The sequence below is a fragment of the Acinetobacter sp. YH12072 genome, from assembly GCF_013419565.1.
Classification (GTDB): domain Bacteria; phylum Pseudomonadota; class Gammaproteobacteria; order Pseudomonadales; family Moraxellaceae; genus Acinetobacter.
The window spans coordinates 103,832-123,931 of the sequence record NZ_VOZV01000004.1; the positions used below are offsets into that span (position 1 = coordinate 103,832).

At 43.9% G+C, this 20,100-nt stretch carries 19 protein-coding genes; 4 read left to right on the top strand and 15 right to left on the bottom strand.

Translation table 11 applies throughout. The features are described 5' to 3' along the window. Window positions 1–32: 32 nt before the first annotated feature. The 10 genes from FTU19_RS03265 to FTU19_RS03310 all read right to left on the bottom strand — a co-directional run bounded on the left by FTU19_RS03265 (window position 33) and on the right by FTU19_RS03310 (window position 8,551). Window positions 33–890, bottom strand: coding sequence for a type II secretion system protein N (locus tag FTU19_RS03265; RefSeq protein ID WP_180130088.1), 858 nt, complete (start codon window positions 888–890; stop codon window positions 33–35). Next, window positions 890–1,633 carry a type II secretion system protein N gene (gspN, locus tag FTU19_RS03270; protein WP_004781653.1) on the bottom strand — a complete coding sequence of 248 codons (744 nt, stop codon included), beginning with the start codon at window positions 1,631–1,633 and terminating at the stop codon, window positions 890–892. The genes FTU19_RS03265 and gspN overlap by 1 nt, the downstream gene beginning before the upstream one ends. Before the next feature lie 187 nt (window positions 1,634–1,820). Next, entirely contained in the window at window positions 1,821–2,147 is a 327-nt protein-coding gene (locus FTU19_RS03275; protein WP_079281036.1) for an H-NS family nucleoid-associated regulatory protein, read from the bottom strand. 154 nt (window positions 2,148–2,301) lie between these two features. Then, the gene (locus FTU19_RS03280) at window positions 2,302–2,727 is read right to left on the bottom strand and encodes a thioesterase family protein (protein WP_004781650.1); all 426 of its coding nucleotides are present in this window, start codon (window positions 2,725–2,727) and stop codon (window positions 2,302–2,304) included. Window positions 2,728–2,734: 7 nt separating this feature from the next. After that, complete coding sequence (locus FTU19_RS03285) at window positions 2,735–3,928, bottom strand: heme biosynthesis protein HemY (protein ID WP_180104684.1); 1,194 nt, start codon at window positions 3,926–3,928, stop codon at window positions 2,735–2,737. A gap of 6 nt (window positions 3,929–3,934) precedes the next feature. Then, the gene (locus FTU19_RS03290) at window positions 3,935–4,774 is read right to left on the bottom strand and encodes a hypothetical protein (RefSeq protein ID WP_180025221.1); all 840 of its coding nucleotides are present in this window, start codon (window positions 4,772–4,774) and stop codon (window positions 3,935–3,937) included. Window positions 4,775–4,781: 7 nt separating this feature from the next. Next, entirely contained in the window at window positions 4,782–5,549 is a 768-nt protein-coding gene (locus tag FTU19_RS03295) for a uroporphyrinogen-III synthase (protein ID WP_180017501.1), read from the bottom strand. Further along, complete coding sequence (hemC, locus tag FTU19_RS03300; RefSeq protein ID WP_159123732.1) at window positions 5,549–6,472, bottom strand: hydroxymethylbilane synthase; 924 nt, start codon at window positions 6,470–6,472, stop codon at window positions 5,549–5,551. The genes FTU19_RS03295 and hemC overlap by 1 nt, the downstream gene beginning before the upstream one ends. Before the next feature lie 114 nt (window positions 6,473–6,586). After that, complete coding sequence (locus FTU19_RS03305) at window positions 6,587–7,327, bottom strand: LytTR family DNA-binding domain-containing protein (RefSeq protein ID WP_005232557.1); 741 nt, start codon at window positions 7,325–7,327, stop codon at window positions 6,587–6,589. Between the two features lie 69 nt (window positions 7,328–7,396). Next, window positions 7,397–8,551, bottom strand: a complete 1,155-nt coding sequence (locus FTU19_RS03310; RefSeq protein ID WP_180130091.1) for a sensor histidine kinase — start codon at window positions 8,549–8,551, stop codon at window positions 7,397–7,399. Here FTU19_RS03310 and argH point away from each other — a divergent pair. Beyond that, entirely contained in the window at window positions 8,542–9,972 is a 1,431-nt protein-coding gene (argH, locus tag FTU19_RS03315; protein ID WP_051065353.1) for an argininosuccinate lyase, read from the top strand. The two genes, FTU19_RS03310 and argH, sit on opposite strands and share 10 nt — an antisense overlap. A gap of 29 nt (window positions 9,973–10,001) precedes the next feature. Then, window positions 10,002–10,277 carry an oxidative damage protection protein gene (locus tag FTU19_RS03320; protein ID WP_180130094.1) on the top strand — a complete coding sequence of 92 codons (276 nt, stop codon included), beginning with the start codon at window positions 10,002–10,004 and terminating at the stop codon, window positions 10,275–10,277. Between the two features lie 1,041 nt (window positions 10,278–11,318). Here the strand turns inward: FTU19_RS03320 and pgsA are convergent. From pgsA to uvrC, 3 genes are all read right to left on the bottom strand, one after another. Continuing rightward, window positions 11,319–11,906 carry a CDP-diacylglycerol--glycerol-3-phosphate 3-phosphatidyltransferase gene (pgsA, locus tag FTU19_RS03325; protein ID WP_004781631.1) on the bottom strand — a complete coding sequence of 196 codons (588 nt, stop codon included), beginning with the start codon at window positions 11,904–11,906 and terminating at the stop codon, window positions 11,319–11,321. 107 nt (window positions 11,907–12,013) lie between these two features. Next, window positions 12,014–12,808: a thioesterase family protein gene (locus tag FTU19_RS03330; protein ID WP_159123730.1), complete on the bottom strand. Its 795-nt coding sequence runs from the start codon at window positions 12,806–12,808 to the stop codon at window positions 12,014–12,016. Window positions 12,809–12,926: 118 nt separating this feature from the next. Then, complete coding sequence (gene uvrC / locus FTU19_RS03335) at window positions 12,927–14,726, bottom strand: excinuclease ABC subunit UvrC (protein ID WP_166136811.1); 1,800 nt, start codon at window positions 14,724–14,726, stop codon at window positions 12,927–12,929. A 224-nt stretch (window positions 14,727–14,950) separates the two neighbouring features. Here uvrC and FTU19_RS03340 point away from each other — a divergent pair, with 224 nt between their 5' ends. Continuing rightward, window positions 14,951–16,015 (top strand): AAA family ATPase, encoded by a 1,065-nt coding sequence (locus FTU19_RS03340; protein WP_180070597.1) that lies wholly within the window; start codon window positions 14,951–14,953, stop codon window positions 16,013–16,015. On the opposite strand, the gene FTU19_RS03345 is transcribed toward FTU19_RS03340, so the two are convergent. Continuing rightward, the gene (locus FTU19_RS03345; RefSeq protein WP_159123727.1) at window positions 16,012–16,428 is read right to left on the bottom strand and encodes a PH domain-containing protein; all 417 of its coding nucleotides are present in this window, start codon (window positions 16,426–16,428) and stop codon (window positions 16,012–16,014) included. The two genes, FTU19_RS03340 and FTU19_RS03345, sit on opposite strands and share 4 nt — an antisense overlap. Before the next feature lie 108 nt (window positions 16,429–16,536). Next, the gene (gene lpxO / locus FTU19_RS03350) at window positions 16,537–17,454 is read right to left on the bottom strand and encodes a lipid A hydroxylase LpxO (protein ID WP_180070595.1); all 918 of its coding nucleotides are present in this window, start codon (window positions 17,452–17,454) and stop codon (window positions 16,537–16,539) included. Between the two features lie 489 nt (window positions 17,455–17,943). Between lpxO and fadB the strand changes: the two genes are divergently transcribed. Beyond that, window positions 17,944–20,094, top strand: a complete 2,151-nt coding sequence (fadB, locus tag FTU19_RS03355; protein ID WP_159123725.1) for a fatty acid oxidation complex subunit alpha FadB — start codon at window positions 17,944–17,946, stop codon at window positions 20,092–20,094. Window positions 20,095–20,100 lie beyond the last annotated feature (6 nt).

Consider the following 20,100-nt stretch of genomic DNA (forward strand, 5'->3'; position numbering starts at 1 on the left):
TTGTGTTTCCTAACCCTATGCGTGATGACACATCACTTCAAATCCTGTTGTATGGTCATCACCTGATCACCACGTTTTATTTCTAGTTTGACCTGACCTTCACGTCGAGCCTGTTCCAGTAATTGTGCTTCGGTTTGTCCCTGTGACAGGGTCTGACCATTCAAAGACAAAATCCGGTCTCCCGGTCTTAATCCCAAGCGATTACGCAGTGCAGCCGGTGTCCGTGAAGTGACTTCATAACCACCCTCTGCTGCACTTACCCCCATATTCTGTAAGTACTGGTCCTTATTTTCCTGCATCTGCTGGATGGCCCGATTGATTTCACTCTGTGGCGAAGGTTGTTCGGGCATACCACTTTCCGTATGTATCGGAGGCATCGAATTTGAAGATGCTGCTGAGGTATCCGGCACGATTGGCTGGTTTAAACCATTTTCCAACCCTTTAAACAGGATTTCTTGGGTCGCACCGCTTGATTTACGCAAAATCACCCGGTCCCAATACACTTCAGCCAGCGTAAAACCGCTATTCCCCAATACCTCTCCGACCCGATAACGGTCAGACTGGTCATTAATTTTCAAGACTGCTGAAGAGTTATAGCTTGGGCTCGCCACCACAACCCCCTGCAAGACAATATTGGCAGTTTCAGCAGTGTTCGCTGCGTAAGTAGTTTCCTGAAATAGTGAAAAGGCACTAATATTTGGCACTTGAGTCTGTTGTGACCCCAGTTCTACCTGATCAATCTGCATCGCTTGTGGCGGAGCCACCAGAAGCCAGAATAAGGCGGCCAATTTCCAGCATAAATACAGAATTAACAGGAATAATAAAATCGGAGTAACACGCTCTGTCTGCTTCAAATCAATATTTTTAAAATAATCGAGTGGGCTTGCCATCAGTTGAAGCCCCCCATTAAAGGCTGACGGGTACTAATCACGTAAGTATCCAGTCCAGCTTTACCCGTATAAGAAGGAGCATTCAATAGAAAACGCTGTGTCAGCTGAATATCCAGCATCAAGCTTGGATCCAGTTTAATATTCAACATACGTTGATCACGATTGTCGCGTACGTCCAACAGCAGCTGCCCATTCTCATCGGATAACTGACCACTTAGAACCGGTACATTCATACGCTCCTGACGCTGGGCAAACGTGTAAATCAGTTCACCACCACTCCATTGCATCTGACCGTCTACATGACTAAAGCCTTGCTCTTTTTTATATTTAAAATCGAGTTCTTTAAACTGAATCGGGTTGGTAGGCCATTGCCAGTCAGCAATCTTCTTTAAAGTTTCAGGTGCAAGCTGTCCCTCAAGATTTTTAACGGTTAAAGTTTTATTCAAGCCATAGCCCATCACACCCGAAAACTGGGTATTACCGCTATGCAGATCAATATTTGCCCCTAATCTCAGCAACAACAGGTCCAAAGGACGAACCTGCCAGTTCAGACTTCCCCGAAGATTACCTTTTTTCCAGTCCGCACTTCCCTGCCAGATATTCCCGCTTACATTATGTAAGACCTGATTATTTTTATAAAATTTTGAAATTAACCAAGCTGCAGGAACTTGCAGAATTACAAAGACAAAAAAGGCTAGAATTGCAAATATCAACCATTTTAATGTTTTCGGCTTATTGCTCATCCCGCCACGACCAACCTATCCAATCGAAACCCCTAAATTTATAGTTTTGTCATTTTATAATCACATTATGCACACTTTTTCTCTGACGCCAATTCATAGGCATAAAAAAACCAAGCAGGATGTGCTTGGCTGATCAATCATAGGCCGTATGCATAACAGCCTGATGATGAATAATGCAGCAGAAGGATTAGATCACGAAATCTTCCAGTTTTGCGCCTTTCTCTAATTCAGCAACTAACCAGCGTGGCTGTTTACCGCGACCAGTCCAGGTGTCTTCCGGATTGCTTTTACTGCGATAACGTGGCTCTACAGACTTACGTGCAGTTTTTTTACGTTTAGAAGCACCAAATTCAAGAAGCTGTTCAATCGTTAAGCCTACTTTGTCAGCAATATCCAATACCTGATGATAAGCATCTTCAATTTCCTGATCTTTTTTCAAAGCAATTAAAGACTCAGCTTCTGCTTGTAAACGTTTTAACTCTTCAACTGATAAATTTGTAATGTCTGGCATCATGTTCTCCAATAAATAGCATTATTTCTTTTAATAAATAACGAACCCATCATATTTATATTAAGTGTAATATTCAATATAAAATTTTAAATGTATAACAATAAACTTAAGGGCCATTACAAAATTAATCATTAAATTAGAGATAAAAACTCTAATATTAAATTTCATGTTGTACAGTTAATTCTAGCGATTTTATTTTTTCTCGAATATGTTCAGGTATTTCAGTTTTCTGCATATTTTTATTTAAACATACAATTACTGCTTCGGAAGTAGCTACGATACTTTGCTGCTGTTCACTCCATAATAAATAATGCATTCTGACTGCACTATTCCGAATTTCATCAATTCGTGCCGCCACTTTTAATTGATCTGGATAAACCACAGGTTTTAAATAACGGCATTGATTTGAAGCCACCACTGTTAAAATATCTTCATCAAAAATATTTAATTTACCCAAATAAGCCAAACGGGCACTTTCTATATAACGGTAATACATGGCATTATTAACATGCCCAAACGCATCCATGTCTCCCCATGCAACAGTTTGCGAATAAATCACCGGATATTGTTGTAATTCTGACATTATTTCCTCAAATTCTGATTTCAATAAAATTAACATTCGATTCAAATACGGCATTTAACTGCTGTATTAAATCCTCTCTTCCCTGCAATACAGATTTAATTCTCAAATAGCTCATGCGGATGTCATCTGGATAGAGATCCAGCAATTGCTGAGCTTCTTCTACCCGGCCAGTCGCCTGTAGAATATGCCATTTGGCAAAACTTAATATTGGCAGTGCAGTATATTTTGCATCCCAAACTGAGATCTGCTGCTCAATATCTGCATAATCTGGAAACTGCTTTAATAACTGCTGCTGGAACCATAAATAGAATACATCCTGATTAAATTGGAGTTCCAGTAAGTGTTTAGCAAGGCATTCATGCTCAACACTCATTTCCGGCATTCTAAATAACAGTTTCAACCATAATAGCTTGACTTCATAGTCACGATTAAATATATCCTGTTTTAAATCAAGATAACGTTGTTTTAAATATTCCAAATCATCTTCAGTAGCCTGGTCATAAGCTATTAATAATTGCTGCAGCCATATTTTTTTTACTTCTTGGTCTAAATGACCATATTTGGTTGAACGTAAATATAACCAGGGAAACTGTAAGGCAAATTGTCCCCATAAAGCATTTAAACGCTGCTCATAAGCGGTTTTGACTCGTCTTAACCAAGGAGATAACTCATGTTGATTTAAAAATTCTAAATGCGTTAATGCCTGCTGACCATCCTGCTGCGATAAATAGATTTCAATCCGCTGTAATTCTGCCAGTTCAAATGCCATAGGATTAGACTGATTTAAACTACTCAATGCTTCGCTATATTGTTGCTGTCCCCAGGATAATCGGGCATCAATAATATGCTTGAGCAATCCCGACTGATTAAAAGACTGCTGGATAAAATCCCGTTGATCTTGTGCAGCATTTAATAACCAAACTACGGCTAACTGCTCATAAGGATGCAAGCGGGCAAAGCTGAATACCGTTTCATGTTTACGCTGTTTAAAGCTGAGATAACGCTTGGTCGCATACCACAGCATATGCATCAGAAAGCTGATTACGATAAGCAAGCCCACCAGGAACCAGAAAGTGGTCTGGATTTGTAGTCCGCGCCAATACAGATAGACATAGCCCGCACCATAACCATAGCTCAGTACGCTCAAGATCGCTAAGCCCAGCAAACCAACCAGTAAATAAGCAAGTAAAATCTGTTTCATAAGCAATTAACCGATCAGGGTACGCGTATTGAGCTGAGGAGTAGGCGTTTGAGGTGCTGCCTTAATTTGCTCCAGTCGTTGAATCCATTGTTTGCTTTGCGCATCCGGAAGTTGAGCCAATACCTCGATCACACTTTTCAGGGCTTGCTGGAAAGCTACCTGCTGTCCTTGTTGCACACTATTTTCTGCAATCAGTAAACGCAGCTGAGCTTCTTTTAAGACCAGATTACGCTGCATTAAGACTGCACTCGGTTCCTCGACTGATTCAATCTGAATCCAGCGCTGCCAAAATGAGCTTTGGGCTGTAGCGCGGTGCTGATGCTGCACCTGGATTTCCTTTTCCATCTCAATATCAATCTGTTGCAGTAATTCTTTTAATTTATTCTGTTGTACTAAACGATTGTTGATGAACTGCTTAAGGACTTCCCGATCCTTGTCAATCGCCTGATTCAGGCTACCCAGAAGAGCAGGTGCCAGTTCTAGATGTTCAAGCTGATTGGATAATTGATTCAACTTTTCCATCGCCATTGTATATTGTTGCTGCTGCAAGGCAAACTCAACCAGATCCAGATATTGCTCGACCAAAGGCAGATCATCCTGCAAATCAGCCCTAGGAGTATCCTGAACTGTCCCCTTGTTCGGTGTTTCAGGGCTTAACGCTTGGCCCGTAGCAACTTGACGTTTTAAGGCCACCATCTGATCATTCAGATTGGCATTCTGCTGTTGCATTTGCTTCAAATTCTGGGTCAATTCAGTCTGTGCTGAATTTAAGCCAAACAGGTCATAGCTCAGCTTGGCAATCCACGCCAAGCTCAAGATGAAAAAAACAATAAATAATTTTTTCATGCGTTTCCTAGTACATCAGTAGCTGCTGCAAAATCGTCGATCCGCTTAAGTCCTCTAACTGAGCGAATTGAAAACCAGCCTGATGTTGCTGTTGATATTCCCCAAGCATGGCAGCCAAACGCGGCCCCAAAACCAAATACAATGCCCGATTAATGAGATGCGGATACGGCTGCATCAAGGCTAGCCAGTTAAGCCAGCTCGCTTCACTGCTGACCAAGACTGCATAACGGGGATTAGCTTCAAGGCTCGTCAAATGTTTAGCTAATATCTCGGAAGTCACTGGCGGACACTGACGATCATATAAAATGAAATTCAATATATGAATTTGCTGATCCTTTAAATGCTGCATCATAAATTGACGCCCACCTTCACCTCGCCAAAAGGCGACAGTTGATCCGGTAGCTAATTGCTGTAGCACAGGCAATTGCAGCATCCCTTCCGAAGTCTCCACATCAGGCACATAACTCTGGATACCGTAGCTTGCTAAAGCCCGCTCGGTAGCTTTACCCACAGCGACCCACTGGACACTTCCAAGATCATGCAATGATAGGCCTGCCTGCTGCAAATATTGCATGCCAATTTGGGCAGCGGTCGGACTCACTACGACAATCAGTTTTGCTTGGGGTAGCTGCCTAAATAAACTGGCTAGCTCATCCGTATAAGGCTGCTGTACCAGTTCTAGCAAGGGCAACTCTATCACCGGAATTTGCGCTGTCTGTAGAGCTTGCGTTAAATTTGCAGCACGATCACTCGGACGGGTATTAATGAACAACATTATTTTGAATAAAGGGCTTTCAGTAACTCGCCTGCACCCTGATCTAGTAGATCTTTGGCCAGCTGCACGCCCAATTGCTCTGCATCTGCCATGGTTCCACTTTGCTGTGCGCGTAGCAAAGTTGCGCCATCTACGCTACCGACCCGGCCTTCAATCGAAATGACACCTTCATTTAAAGTGGCATAGCCTGCGATTGGCACCTGACAGCCACCTTCCAGATAGGCATTAAAGGCACGTTCGGCACGGACACAGGCATCAGTTTCTACATGTAACAGAGGCTGGATTAAATCTAATACCGCTTGATCTCCACTCCGGCATTCCAGGCCCAGTGCACCCTGTCCTACTGCGGGTAAACTTACTTCAGGCACAATACTATGACGAATACGATCTGCAAGGCCCAAGCGTTTTAAACCGGCACTGGCCAGGATGATTGCATCATACTGACCTGCATCCAGTTTGGATAAGCGTGTACCCACATTACCGCGTAAATCGATAATCTCAAGGTCCGGACGCTGTTTTAAAATCTGGGTTTTACGGCGCAAGCTGGAAGTTCCAACTTTGGCACCTTGAGGCAATTCGTCAAAACTGGCATAAGTATTTGAGACAAAAGCATCCAGTGGATCTTCACGTTCACAGATGACTGCCAAAGATAAGCCTTCAGGCAAAGCCATTGGCACATCTTTCATTGAATGGACTGCCAGATCAGCACGACCATCTAGTAAGGCTGCTTCTAATTCTTTTACAAATAAGCCCTTACCGCCAATTTTAGCCAATGGCGTATCAAGAATTTTATCACCCTGTGTAACAAAAGTGACTAACTCGACCTGAAGTCCAGCATGCAGGTCCTGTAAGCGTGCACGGATATGTTCCGCCTGCCAGAGCGCAAGTGGACTTTGTCGAGTAGCAATTTTTAGGGTCTTCATAAATTTCAATAAACAGTCAATGAGAACAATAGTCTAAACTTAACCTGCTCACTTGAAAATGCAAGCGAATTTATACAAGTTTCAATACTGGTCCAGACGAACTCATTGATCCGTTTAGAGTTTCTGAATCCGTTCCCGCAAGAATGGCAAATGACGCCGGCTGACCGCCAGACGCTCTTCCAGTTCACGACAACGCACCTGATACTGGCCGGAACTCACCACTTCCAAGCCTTCCAGATAGTGAACCGAAACCAGTGCATTACGGTGAATCCTGATGAACTGATGTCCAAACTCCTGTTCCAACTCCTTCAGGGTTTCATCAATCAGGACACTGCCGTTTTTATGGCGTACGGTCACATATTTTTGATCCGCCAGAAAATAATAGATATTTTCAACTGGCACCAATTCGACCCCGCGATAGGTCTTTGCCGCAATTTGATGGCGGCTGATATTGATTTCTTCCATATTTTCTTTTTGTTTTAGTTGGCTCATTTGAGCTTGGGTAAGTTTAATTAGATGCTCTAAAACCTGTGCCAATTCCTGTTGCATCACCGGTTTAAGCAGGTAGCCGTCTGCATTAGACTTGAATGCATCCAGCGCGTGTTGGTCATAGGCCGTACAAAAGACAATAGCCGGCATCGGGTCGAGCTGACGCAAATGCTGCGCACAGGTCAAACCATCCATTTCAGGCATTTGAATATCTAATAAGATGACATCAGGTTCATGCTGGTGAGCCAGATCAATTGCTTGACGACCATGCGTAGCTGTTGCAACCACATCATGCCCCAGTTGAGAGACTAAACGTGATAGTCGCTCGACAGCCAAAGGCTCATCGTCACAAATCAGGACGTCCATTTCTCCTCCTTAATCCAGTCAACATTATTCATTTGATTATAAGTTAACTGTGATTTCCTTGATTTCTTTTTATTTATAGCGATATTGCACAACCGTGGTAAACACCCCTCCACCGGCGAAAGTTTGAAACGTCATCGTAGGTCCGTAATAAGCTTCCAGACGCTGTCTGACATTTTCAATTGCAATACCATGTCCCTTTTTTAATGTTTTATTATCCTGCGTATAGGGGTTTGTTATGATGATATTAATTTGATTTTGCAAGATTTCAATCAATATGCTTATGGTACTCTTTGTCAAAATTTTTTCAACTCCATGGAAAATACTATTTTCCACTAGGGGTTGTAAAGTCAATAATGGAATTTGGACTTGTGAGTATAAGTCTTTGTTTTCTAATTTCCATTCGACCTGTAAACGCTCTCCCAGACGAATCTGTTCAATCTCCAGATAGCGCTGGCAGAGTTCAATTTCTTCCTGCAACTTGACCAGTTTCAATTCCTGAAAACTGGCCCGAAATAAACGGGACAAATTCAGCAACATTTGTTCGGCTTTGTCCGGGTCAATACTGATCAGGCTGATCACGCTATTCAAACTATTAAATAGAAAATGCGGATGAATCCTGGCTTGCATGGCCTGAATCCGTGCATTTAATTCACTGTGCTGCTGCTGTGCCCATTGTTCACGCAAATACAGATAGCGAAAACAGAACATGCCTAACAGGATACCAAAACTCAGATGTAGACCGACCTGATTCATCACGACTGCTAGACTCAATCCTTGAAAATTCAAATTACTGCCAAAATAAGTCAGCACATTCAGACTGGTCGTAGTCACCAAAACAATCGCCTGTAATAGCAGAAATCCGCAGATTAATGCCAGCTTAATCCCCATACGTTGAAAGTGCTGATGAAAAAGCTCGACTAGCGCTGCAAAACATAACAGTATCCAGTTGATATACAGCATATATTGAAGCAGATCTGCCAGATTGAGTGCCTGCCAGGACTGTGCTTTTGCCAAGGCTAAGACCATGGCCAGCACATTGCCGCCAATAAACATTTCCAGCAAATAGTGCAGCTTGCCGATCTGGCTAAAAAAATAAGAGCTTTGCACTGATCCGGTCGGAGATGTAAAAGATTGATCGACTTGGACTTCGGCAACGGGCTTTGAATTTGTTATACTCTTTTTCGTTCTACTGCTTTTAATCTGATTGAGCCGACATGACCACATCTTCTAATTCCTCAAATCCATCACAAGCCCAGACTTCGGGTATGTGGGGCGGTCGTTTCTCTGAAGCGACTGATGCTTTTGTTGCTGAATTTACAGCATCTGTTCAATTTGACCAACGTTTTTATAAACAAGACATTGCAGGCTCGATTGCACATGCAACCATGCTGGCAAAAGTTGGCGTACTGACCGAACAGGAACGTGATGACATTATCGAAGGTCTGACTGCCATTAAAGCAGATATTGAAGCAGGTAACTTCGAATGGCGCATTGACCTTGAAGATGTGCATATGAACATTGAGTCGCGCCTGACTCAGCGTATCGGCATCACCGGTAAAAAATTGCATACGGGCCGTAGCCGTAATGACCAGGTTGCCACAGATATCCGCCTGTATGTCCGTGATGAAATTGATGCCATCCTGGAATTACTGAAAAAATTGCAAAAAGGCATCCTGGGTCTGGCAGCTAAAAACACCAATACCATCATGCCAGGTTTTACCCATCTGCAAACTGCACAGCCAGTGACTTTTGGTCATCACTTAATGGCTTGGTTTGAAATGCTGGTACGTGACTCTGAGCGTCTGATTGATTGCCGTAAACGTGTTAACCGTATGCCACTCGGTTCTGCTGCTCTGGCAGGTACGACTTACCCGATTGACCGTGCTTATACCGCTGAGCTTCTAGGTTTTGAAGCTGTTGCTGAAAACTCACTTGATGCTGTTTCTGACCGTGATTTCGGTATTGAATTCAATGCTGCGGCATCTTTAATTATGATGCACCTGTCACGTATGTCTGAAGAAATGATCCTATGGACATCGGCTCAGTTCAAGTTCGTAAATATTCCAGACCGTTTCTGTACTGGTTCTTCGATCATGCCACAGAAGAAAAACCCGGATGTACCTGAACTGATCCGTGGTAAAACCGGCCGTGTATATGGTGATCTGATGAGCTTGTTGACCCTAATGAAAGGTCAACCGCTTGCTTACAACAAAGATAACCAGGAAGACAAAGAACCATTATTTGATGCGATCGATACGGTTCGTGGTTCATTAATGGCATTTGCTGACATGATTCCTGCGCTTGTACCAAACATCGAAATTATGCGTGAAGCAGCGCTTCGTGGATTCTCAACGGCTACTGACCTGGCAGATTATCTGGTAAAAAATGGCGTGGCTTTCCGTGATGCTCATGAAATTGTGGGTAAAGCGGTAGCTCTAGGCGTGCAGGAAGGTAAAGACCTGTCTGAACTGACACTTGAGCAACTGCAACAGTTCTCTGATCTGATTCAGGCAGATGTATTCGAAAAAGCCCTGACCTTAGAAGCATCTGTGAATGCACGTAATCACATCGGTGGTACTGCACCTGCACAGGTTGAAGCTGCGATCGAACGTGCGCATGCTCGCCTAGAGAAACTTTACGCTTAATTGCTTTCGCTTTAAATTGGAGTATTGATATGTCTCGACAAGTTTTTTGCCGTAAGTATCAACAAGAAATGGAAGGTTTAGACTTTGCACCATTCCCGGGTGCAAAGGGTCAGGAACTGTTTGATACGATATCTAAACAGGCTTGGCAAGAATGGCTGAAACACCAGACCACGCTGATCAATGAAAAGCATTTAAACGTGTTTGAACCGGATGCGAAAAAGTTCCTTGAAGAGCAACGCGAGAAGTTCTTTAACAATGATGAATCATTGGAAAAAGCTGAAGGTCTAAAGCCTGAAGAAAAATAAGGCGCTGCCTTATTTTTCTTCAAGACAAGGACGAAGTCCGCGTAGGCAAGCATTTAAAAAGAGTCTCTTTTGAGGCTCTTTTTATGGGAAAGAGCACTGCTCCGCCACGCCGCAAGACAAGCAGCTATGCTGCGCGTAGGCTTTAAAAAGAATCTCCGTTATGGGAGATTCTTTTTTATGTACTGCTCTAAAAATTACTCAAGACAAGCGAAGCGCGTAGTTTCAAATGTTAAAAAGGAGCCTGACAAGGCTCTTTTTTTTATGAATACTGCAAGAGCTAAACTGCGTTTTAACTAAGCAAGACAAGCGCATAATTTTACTTGTCAAAAAGGAAATCTATGAAAGATTCCCCTTTTAGTTTAAAGCCCTGCTCTTTTTGTTTTTTACATAAGACAAGCAGCTATGAGTTCATAGAATAAAAAAACTCCTTACATGGAAATTTTTCTTTATCTAAGTTCGAGCCTTTCTTCTTATGTAAATTAAGCGAAAGGTATAACTTCGAGTGCTATAAAAAATAATCCATAAAAAGAATTCCCTTTTTAATTTGAAAAGTATTTCTTCATGAGATCATGAGTTAAATACCTGACAAGAGACTCCTCGGATATTCTTTTTCTATAGATACTCTATTTCTCTTAAAAGCACTCTAAAAACTATTTTAACTTTTATGAAATCGAAAGTTATTGACCTAAAAAACAGGCTCAAAACCTGTCATTTTCCTACCGTGTTTTTTAAATTTAAGCAGCCATTATCTTACTGAAAAGCAATCAAATTTGTATCAAAATAATCAATTGTAAATTCTGTATACATTGCTCTCACAAAACACAACATTCAGCTACAAGAAACCACATGATTTTGTGGAAGGTGCTCCCTATAATGACCAGCAAGAAGATGAGATATCTTTGAATAACTATAATAATAACTGAGAAATACCCCCGATTTCATCCCAGTTCTTCCCCCAAAGGCTGGGTATTTTTTTGCCTGCTATTTTTATATTTCCTATTTCAGCTATAAAAAAAAGCCCCTTTAAGGAGCTTTTATTGATTAAGGCTGTTTCAGATATGGCCAGGCTGCTTTTAGATAAATAAACATTGACCATAAGGTCAGTACCACAGCTGTATATAGCAAAGCATAAGCCAGCATTTCTAGCGGTGGCCAGTTCAGCAGGAAAACCGTAATTGCGATCATCTGGAACGCGGTTTTGTATTTACCCACTGTCGACACCGCCACACTGGTACGCGCACCGAGTTCAGCCATCCATTCACGTAAAGCTGAAACTGTAATTTCCCGTGAAATAATCACAATCGCTGCAAAAGCCATCGAGATCGAAGGTTGCCATTGCACTAAGACAATAAGCGCAGCAGCGACCATCAACTTGTCTGCAACTGGATCCAAAAAACGACCAAAAGCAGACGTCTGATTCAGAGTACGCGCCAGATAACCATCAAACCAGTCAGTGACTGCAGCCACTACAAAAATTGTCGTTAAGATAATATGCCGCGTCACATCAGGACTGGTTTCATTAAATCCCATTGCCGGTGGCCAATATGCGACCAATAAAAAAACCGGAATCAGGATAATACGAGCCAAGGTCAAGATATTTGGAATATTCAGGATACGACCTGTAGTCATAGACACCGCCAATTGTTCCCCTCATGTACGATGAAAATGCACACTTTTTTCGAGGTTTAATCCATCATTAATACGCTTCACTTTATACGAATTGACTTGAAGTGTCACTAGGCAAACACCGTCACTGTCTGTCTGGCCATCGCAATCAGCCGATTTTCTACATCCCACAGATAGGCATGTTCTGTTGAATAACCGTCAGCCGCATGGTCGGTAATCACTTTATATTTAAACCAATCATGTAGCTGATGCTGCACTGGATGCACATAGGTTACAGTCCAGGTCAGGCTGCTCGCTGGGGCCAGTGTCTGAAACATCGGTAACACCCCAGGTGGCCAGATGTCAAAAATGGCCATCAGGTCAGCTAACTGAAATTCACGGTCAGAATGTTGATCTGGATGGAAGCGGCACCAGCCTTCAAAATCAGGACGTACACTTGAACTGCACGGCAGATTCAAATCCGCCCATCTGAGTTCAAAATGATCAAAACACTTTGGAAGCTTGAACTGTGCAGGAATCTGGAACAGGGTTTCAGGAGGAGCATAATCCGGAGCCTGGATTTCCTGATGTACCTGAATGCTAGAATCGCGCGCTACGCCGAAACTGGCAATCAGAATGCTCTGAACAGCCTCATCCTGCCATAGACGCACTTCGATGGTAGTGACCGATTTGCCTTCACGCAGAATTTCCGCAGTTAGGCGTGCTTTGCCTTCCTGTACCGGGCCAACAAAAGTCACACTGGTACTCAGCAAACGTTTAGTAGGATCATTGATTATTACCACGGCTTTTTGCATCATGACTGCAGCTGCAAGTCCACCGTAGATGGTTCTTCCTTGTCCCCAGCCTGGCGGCATTTCAATCCATTCTTGCTGCGCAATTTGTGCGTACAGTGCTTGCAACGACATATCGATCCTTCAACTTTGTCTGATGAACCGATATATTGCTGGAAAAATCTATGAATAGAAATGACCTTTGACTCGAAGGTCAATGTGCATTTTTGCACTTGTAATTGATATAAAACAATTACTCATGCAGAACTTTATAAATCATCCGGGCCATCACAGAACCCAGACCTGGCACCAGTTGCAGGTCTTTTTCTGAAGCTTTAAGCACACCCTGAATCCCACCAAAATGGGTCAATAAATCACGACGGCGCTTCGGCCCCAGTCCCGGAATTACCTCCAGTACCGATGAACCCCGTTTTTTATCGCGTTTGGCCCGATGTCGGGTAATGGCAAAACGGTGGGCTTCGTCACGTACCTGCTGGATCAGATGCAGGGCCTTATGATCTTCTGGAAGCTGGATCTTGCTGCCATCGGTAAAATGCAGGGTTTCCAGACCCGGCTTACGCCCTTCGCCTTTAGACACACCGACCATAAAGGCATCCAGCCCAAGTTCCTGCATGACTTCCATCGCCATATGCAATTGCCCTTTACCACCGTCAATCAGCAGCAAATCTGGCAGCATGGCTTTTTTATAACGACGGGTTAAGGCCTGACGCATCGCGGCATAGTCATCACCCGCCTGAATATCATTGATAGAAAACTGGCGATAATCGCGTTTGCGCGCGCCTCCACTATCAAAGACTACGCAAGAAGCAACCGTATCTTCACCCATGGTATGCGAGATATCGAAACACTCAATCCGATCTACCGGCCGTCCTACGACCTCCTCTAACTGATGGAAACGTTCATTCAGCTCAAAGTGATTGGCCAGCTTGCCCTGAATGGCATGTTGCACATTCATCTGTGCAAGTTCCAGCCATTCGGCACGGGTTTCCCGAACTTTGGATTTGATCTGAATTTTCTTGTCAAAATGTTGAGAAAGTGCGGCTTCCAGCTCCTTCCGATCTGGCATTTCAATATTTACGATCAGTTCAGAAGGAATTTCATCGGCAACCTGGAAGTAGAAGTTGGCAATAAAATCCGAGAGCATTTGTCCCAGATCGTCACTCAGCATATCCGGAAAATAGCCTTTACCGCCGAGCATCTTGCCATTACGCACATGCATGATCTGCACACAAGTTACTCCTGCCTGGTAGGCAATCGCCAGAATATCTGCCTCACCTTTGACTTTATAAATCGCCTGCTGGGCCTGTACATCACGCAGTAATGCCATCCGGTCACGATAAAATACCGCCTTTTCAAATTCCAGATTTTCTGCGGCTGCTTCCATCTTGGCAATCAGTTCCTGATTCAGCTCTTTGGTATCGCCTTGCAGGAAGCGAATCGAATTATTGACATCTTCCTGATAATCCTCAGGTGAAATCAGGCCGACACAAGGGCCGGAACAGCGCTTGATCTGATATTGCAAACAAGGTCGAGTACGATTGGCAAAGAAACCATTCTCACAGGAACGTACATTGAATAATTTTTGCAGAATAACCAAAGTATCGCGGGCATTGTAAGCACTCGGATAAGGTCCAAAGAACTTGCCGACCTGATGTTTGCCCTTGCCACGACCGCTGGCAATCCGCGGATAGGGCTTGTCTGCAGAGACAAAAATATAAACATAGGATTTGTCATCACGCAGCATGATGTTATACGGTGGACGATGCAGCTTGATCAGGTTTTGCTCTAGCAATAAAGCTTCAGTTTCTGAACGCACCACCAAGGTCTGAATGTCATAAATCCGTGCCACCAAAGCTTGAGTCTTGGGATGATCAAGGGTTTTGACAAAATAACTAGATACCCGATTTTTCAGGTTCTTGGCTTTTCCCACATATAAGAGTTCGCCATCTTTGCCATACATCCGGTAGACCCCGGGTAAGGTGGTCATATTGGCCAAGATTTTTTCAATATGAGGGCGTGCGTTCTCGTTCACCTAAAACCTATTTTTCACCTGCAATATGCAGATATATGTGATGTTTAATGTGTCATTTTCAAGCGATGACACAAAATTCACCCGAACTGTCATCGAAAGTGAAACAGGTTATGCCCAGACCGCCGTATTTATAAGCAACCCAATATGGTCTGATTGCTAAAAGCTATAAGTCGCCTGAACTAACTTTGCTATGCTCGACAGGTTCAATCTCGAGATGATCCAAGATGACAAGTTCCCAATCCGGTATTCATGTTGTGCAACCTGCCACTTCTAGCCATAGCCAGTCTGAGCGTGACCGTTTAATTGGGAAACCGCGTTTTCATTTTGAACCTCTGGCTGTGATGCAGTTGCTACGGGAACGGATCATCGGTCAGGATGCCGCCTTAAATGAAATTGAAAAAATGCTGCATGTGGTCAAGGCTGACTTTTCCAGTCCTGAACGTCCGCTTTCGGTTACCTTAATGCTTGGCCCGACCGGTGTCGGCAAAACCGAGACCGTGCGTCTGATTGCCGAAGCAATTTATGGCCGTCCTGATGCTTTCTGCCGGATTGATATGAATACTTTGGCGCAGGAACATTATGCAGCTGCCCTGACTGGCGCGCCTCCGGGTTATGTGGGCTCTAAAGAAGGCCATAGCCTGTTTGATGAAACCGCTATTGCCGGAAACCATACCCGTCCCGGCATCATGCTGTTTGATGAACTGGAAAAAGCCAGTACTGAAGTGATTCGTGGTCTGATGAATGTACTGGATACTGGTCGACTGACGTTGACTGCTGGTACCAAAACCATCGATTTTCGTAATTGCATGATTTTTATGACCAGTAATGTCGGTGCACAAGCCGCGCAACAATATCTGGAAAAGCTCAGCTATCTGCCGCAAAAAATGCAGCAACTATGTCTGAAAAAAGTACCGACCCAGCAGATTATTGAAAAAGTCATGCAGCGCAAGTTCGATCCTGAATTTTTAAACCGGATTGACCGTACCTTGCACTATCAGGCTGTCCAAAATGATGCCCTGCCACGACTGGTTGAGATTGAGCTGGATAAATTAAATCAACGTCTGCAACATCAGAAACGACAGATTCACCTCACTGATGCAGCCAAGGCCCATTTTTATCAGGGTCATGACATCCGTTATGGCGCCCGTCATCTGGGCCGAAAAATACGGACTGAACTGGAACCGATCTTAGCGATTTATTTCCTGAACCATCCAGAACAACTGCAACTCCATCTGGACTGCATTAATGGTCAATTGCTAGTTCAGCCTCAAGCCTCCGATTCCAATTAAACTGTTTGATGTGCTTGAATCGCCTGAATCAATGCATCCGGGTCTTTAGGTGAAATCAGGACATACTTTTGTTGATCTGCCAGCATATAGCTAACTTTTAAACGCTTGAAAGACAAAGCAGGTGCAATTTCTGAGTGATCTGTAGGCTGGATATTCTGAATCGAACCAAGCGGAATTTGCCAGGTCAGCCACAAGCTTTTGATAATCAACTGCCCATCCTGCACGATATAACGGGTACTCCAAACCGGCCACCAGACCAAGAGGATTGTAAGTATATAGACTGCGGTATGCACCGGATATTGAGCCATCGTCCCTTTGGCCTGCATGGTCAGTAATAATTGCAATAACAAACCGCTCATACAGATCAAAAATGCCAGCAGCCACCAGTCTTTTTTGGAACGAAATACACGCATCATCTTCCCCCTATTTTGTTTTATCTTACACAAAATCAGAATGATGTGGTGAATCTCTGCAAGTAATAAAAAACGCCCATGTGGGCGCTTTATTTTTTATGTTGCAGCTTAGGCAAACAGATAAGGACGAATAAAGATCAGGAAGAAAATACCCAGCATCAGGAACCATTTCAGGAAATAGTACAGCTGGCGGTTCTGTGCTTTTAAAGCTTTGGCTTTTACCCGGAGTTGATAGACATAACCAAAGACTTTGTTTAAGCTACCAGTCTGATCCCCAACCTCATTCGGTGAACTGGCTGCTGTCATCACTTTTTTACCAAACCAGTGATTGAAGCGTTCCATCCAGCGGGTTTTTAAAGGTCGCTCGACATCAGCAAAGAAAATGATCCGGTTCTGGTCAGTCTTGTTTTCGGCATAATGAATATAGGTTTCATCAAATACCACGCTCTCGCCGTCGCGCCAGGAATAACGCTGACCATCGACATCGATAAAGCAGCGGTCATCATTCGGGGTCATTAAGCCCAAGTGATAACGCAATGAACCGGCATAAGGGTCACGATGACGGACCAAACGGCTATCGGGTGCCAGCTCGGTAAACATGGCCGCTTTAATGGTAGGCAAAGTTTTGAGCAAGGCGGTAGTTTTTGGGCAGAGTTCTGCTGCAGAGGGATGCGCCGAGTCATACCATTTTAAATAGAAGCGTTTCCAGCCAGTCTTAAAAAATGAGTTAAACCCCAGGTCATCATATTTGCCCGAAGCCTTGATCCCGCCTTTCTGATAGAGTGCCTGTGCTTCGTCACGAATCATTTCCCAGTTTTCATCCAGCACTTTTAGGTCTTTAAAATGCTGCGTATCGATATAAGGCTGATTCGGTACGCGTGAAAAGGCGTACATCAGAAAATTGATCGGTGCAAACAGGGTCGAATGGTCAAAAAACTGGCGATAAAAAGAATGCCGAACTGTGCCACGTCGCTGAATATATAACGCTGAGATGACAAAGATGGCCAAAATAATCCACTTAAGCATATCAATACCCAAAAAATCCTAGCCCTAAAAAAGAACGGGGAAAAATAAAAAAGTCACATCTGGGCCGCATTATAACAAAGCTGCTTTTGCTCTCCCTACCCGCTTGTAGAACACAGCGTTGCATACATTTTCTTACATCCGTATCGAATAATTTGAATCTCAATTGACTATTTTGACCAAAACACCACACAGCAAACATTCCCTATCTGGTCAATTTACGTTATAAAAACAGCGCGATAGCAATAAAAAAGTGAAATTGAAACAATAACTTCATTACACTGCGATAACGGTTCACTGTATTCCGGACATGACAACGCCTTGATTGAGCGATGAAAATTGATGACCCTTGCGTCACGGCTTGATACAACTTGTGTTGTTCTTTTTGGATATAGTTATCGTAAGATTAGCGAAGTAAAAAAGTGCGCGGGAAATGCGCGCTTGCTTCACAACATCAACTTAGAAGTCCTCCAAAATAAAGGAGATCAGGGCATGATCCACGCTGGCAATGCCATTACCGTCCAAATGCTTGAGGACGGAATTGCAGAATTCCGCTTTGACTTACAAGGTGAGTCGGTTAACAAATTCAACCGTGCAACGATTGAAGATTTCAAGGCTGCGATCGACGCAGTTTCCGCTGCTGACATTCAGGGTTTAATCGTGACTTCAGGCAAGTCTACATTTATTGTAGGTGCTGACATTACTGAATTCGGCGATAACTTTGCTCAAGGCGAACAGGCAATTGTTGACTGGGCACTACCAGTTCATGAAATTTTTAACAGCTTCGAAGACCTGGACATTCCTAAAGTTGCCGCGATTAACGGTATGGCACTAGGTGGCGGTTTCGAGATGTGCTTAGTCTGTGACTACCGTGTGATGTCAGAACAGGCGCAAGTCGGCCTGCCTGAAATCAAACTTGGTATCTTCCCTGGTTTCGGTGGTACGGTTCGTTTAAGCCGTCTGATCGGTATCGACAATGCAGTTGAATGGATGGCCATGGCTACTCCGAAAAAACCGGCTGCTGCACTGAAAGATGGTGCTGTTGATGCGGTTGTGGCTGCAGACAAACTGAAAGATGCTGCGATTGACCTGTTGAAACAGGCAATTCACGGTCGTTTAGACTGGCAAACAAAACGCCAGGAAAAACTGGATCCAATCAAGCTGAACATGCTTGAGCAAATGATGGCGTTCAATACGGCGAAAGGTGCGGTTCTTGCAAAAGCAAACCCTGCTCAATACCCAGCGCCAAAACTATTGCTTGATTCTCTTCAGGCAGGTGCAAGCTTACACCGCGATGAAGCGTTAAAAGTTGAAGCTCAAGGCTTTGCGAAAGCTGCGGTAACTCCACAAGCAGGTGCGTTAATCGGTCTGTTCCTGAACGACCAGGTTGTGAAGAAAACTTCTAAGAAATATGAACAAGGTGCACATCCAGTGAACCAGGCTGCCGTTCTAGGCGCAGGGATCATGGGTGGTGGTATTGCTTACCAGGCGGCAAGCAAAGGCACTCCAATCATCATGAAAGACATCGGTAACCAGCAACTTGCACTGGGTATGTCTGAAGCAAACAAACTGCTGACCAAGCAGGTTGAACGCAAGAAGATGAAGCCGGCGCAAATGGGTGAAACCCTTGCTCGCATCCGTCCTACTTTAAGCTATGACGAGTTTAAAGAAGTCGACATCGTGATCGAAGCAGTAACTGAAAACCCGAAAGTGAAAGGCATCGTACTGAAAGAAACTGAATCTAAAGTACGTGAAAACACAATTATTGCGTCGAACACGTCTACGATTTCAATCACGCGTCTGGCTGAAAATCTGGAACGTCCTGAAAACTTCGTCGGTATGCACTTCTTTAACCCGGTACACATGATGCCACTGGTAGAAGTGATTCGTGGTGAGAAGACTTCTGCTGAAGCGATTGCAACGACTGTTGTTCTTGCTCAGAAAATGGGTAAAACACCAATCGTAGTGAATGACTGCCCGGGCTTCCTGGTAAACCGCGTACTGTTCCCTTACTTCGGTGCATTTGACCTGTTACTGAAAGATGGTGCTGACTTCCAGCAAATTGACAAAGTGATGGAAAAATTCGGCTGGCCAATGGGTCCTGCCTACTTGATGGACGTTGTCGGTATCGACACGGGCGTGCATGGTGCAGAAGTCATGGCTGAAGGCTTCCCGGATCGTATGAAACCTGATTTCAAAGGTTCGATCCAAGTGATGTACGAAAACAACCGTCTGGGTCAAAAGAATGACGTTGGTTTCTACAAATACGAACTTGACCGTAAAGGCAAAAAAGCCAAAGTGGTTGATCCAACTGCATACGAGCTTGTGGCATCTGTTGCAACTGCTGAAAAACGTGAATTTGATCCTCAAGAGATCATTGACCGTATGATGCTGGCTTTCTGTAACGAAACTGTTCGTTGCCTGGAAGACAACATTGTTGCAACTCCGGCTGAAGCAGATATGGCGATGATCATGGGTGTAGGCTTCCCTCCATTCCGTGGTGGTCCATGCCGTTATATCGACCAAACTGGTGTAGCTGAGTATGTTGCACTTTGCGACAAATACGCGCACTTAGGTAAGGCTTATGAAGCGCCGCAATCATTGCGCGACATGGCTGCTAACAACAAAAAATTCTACGGTTAAGGAGTG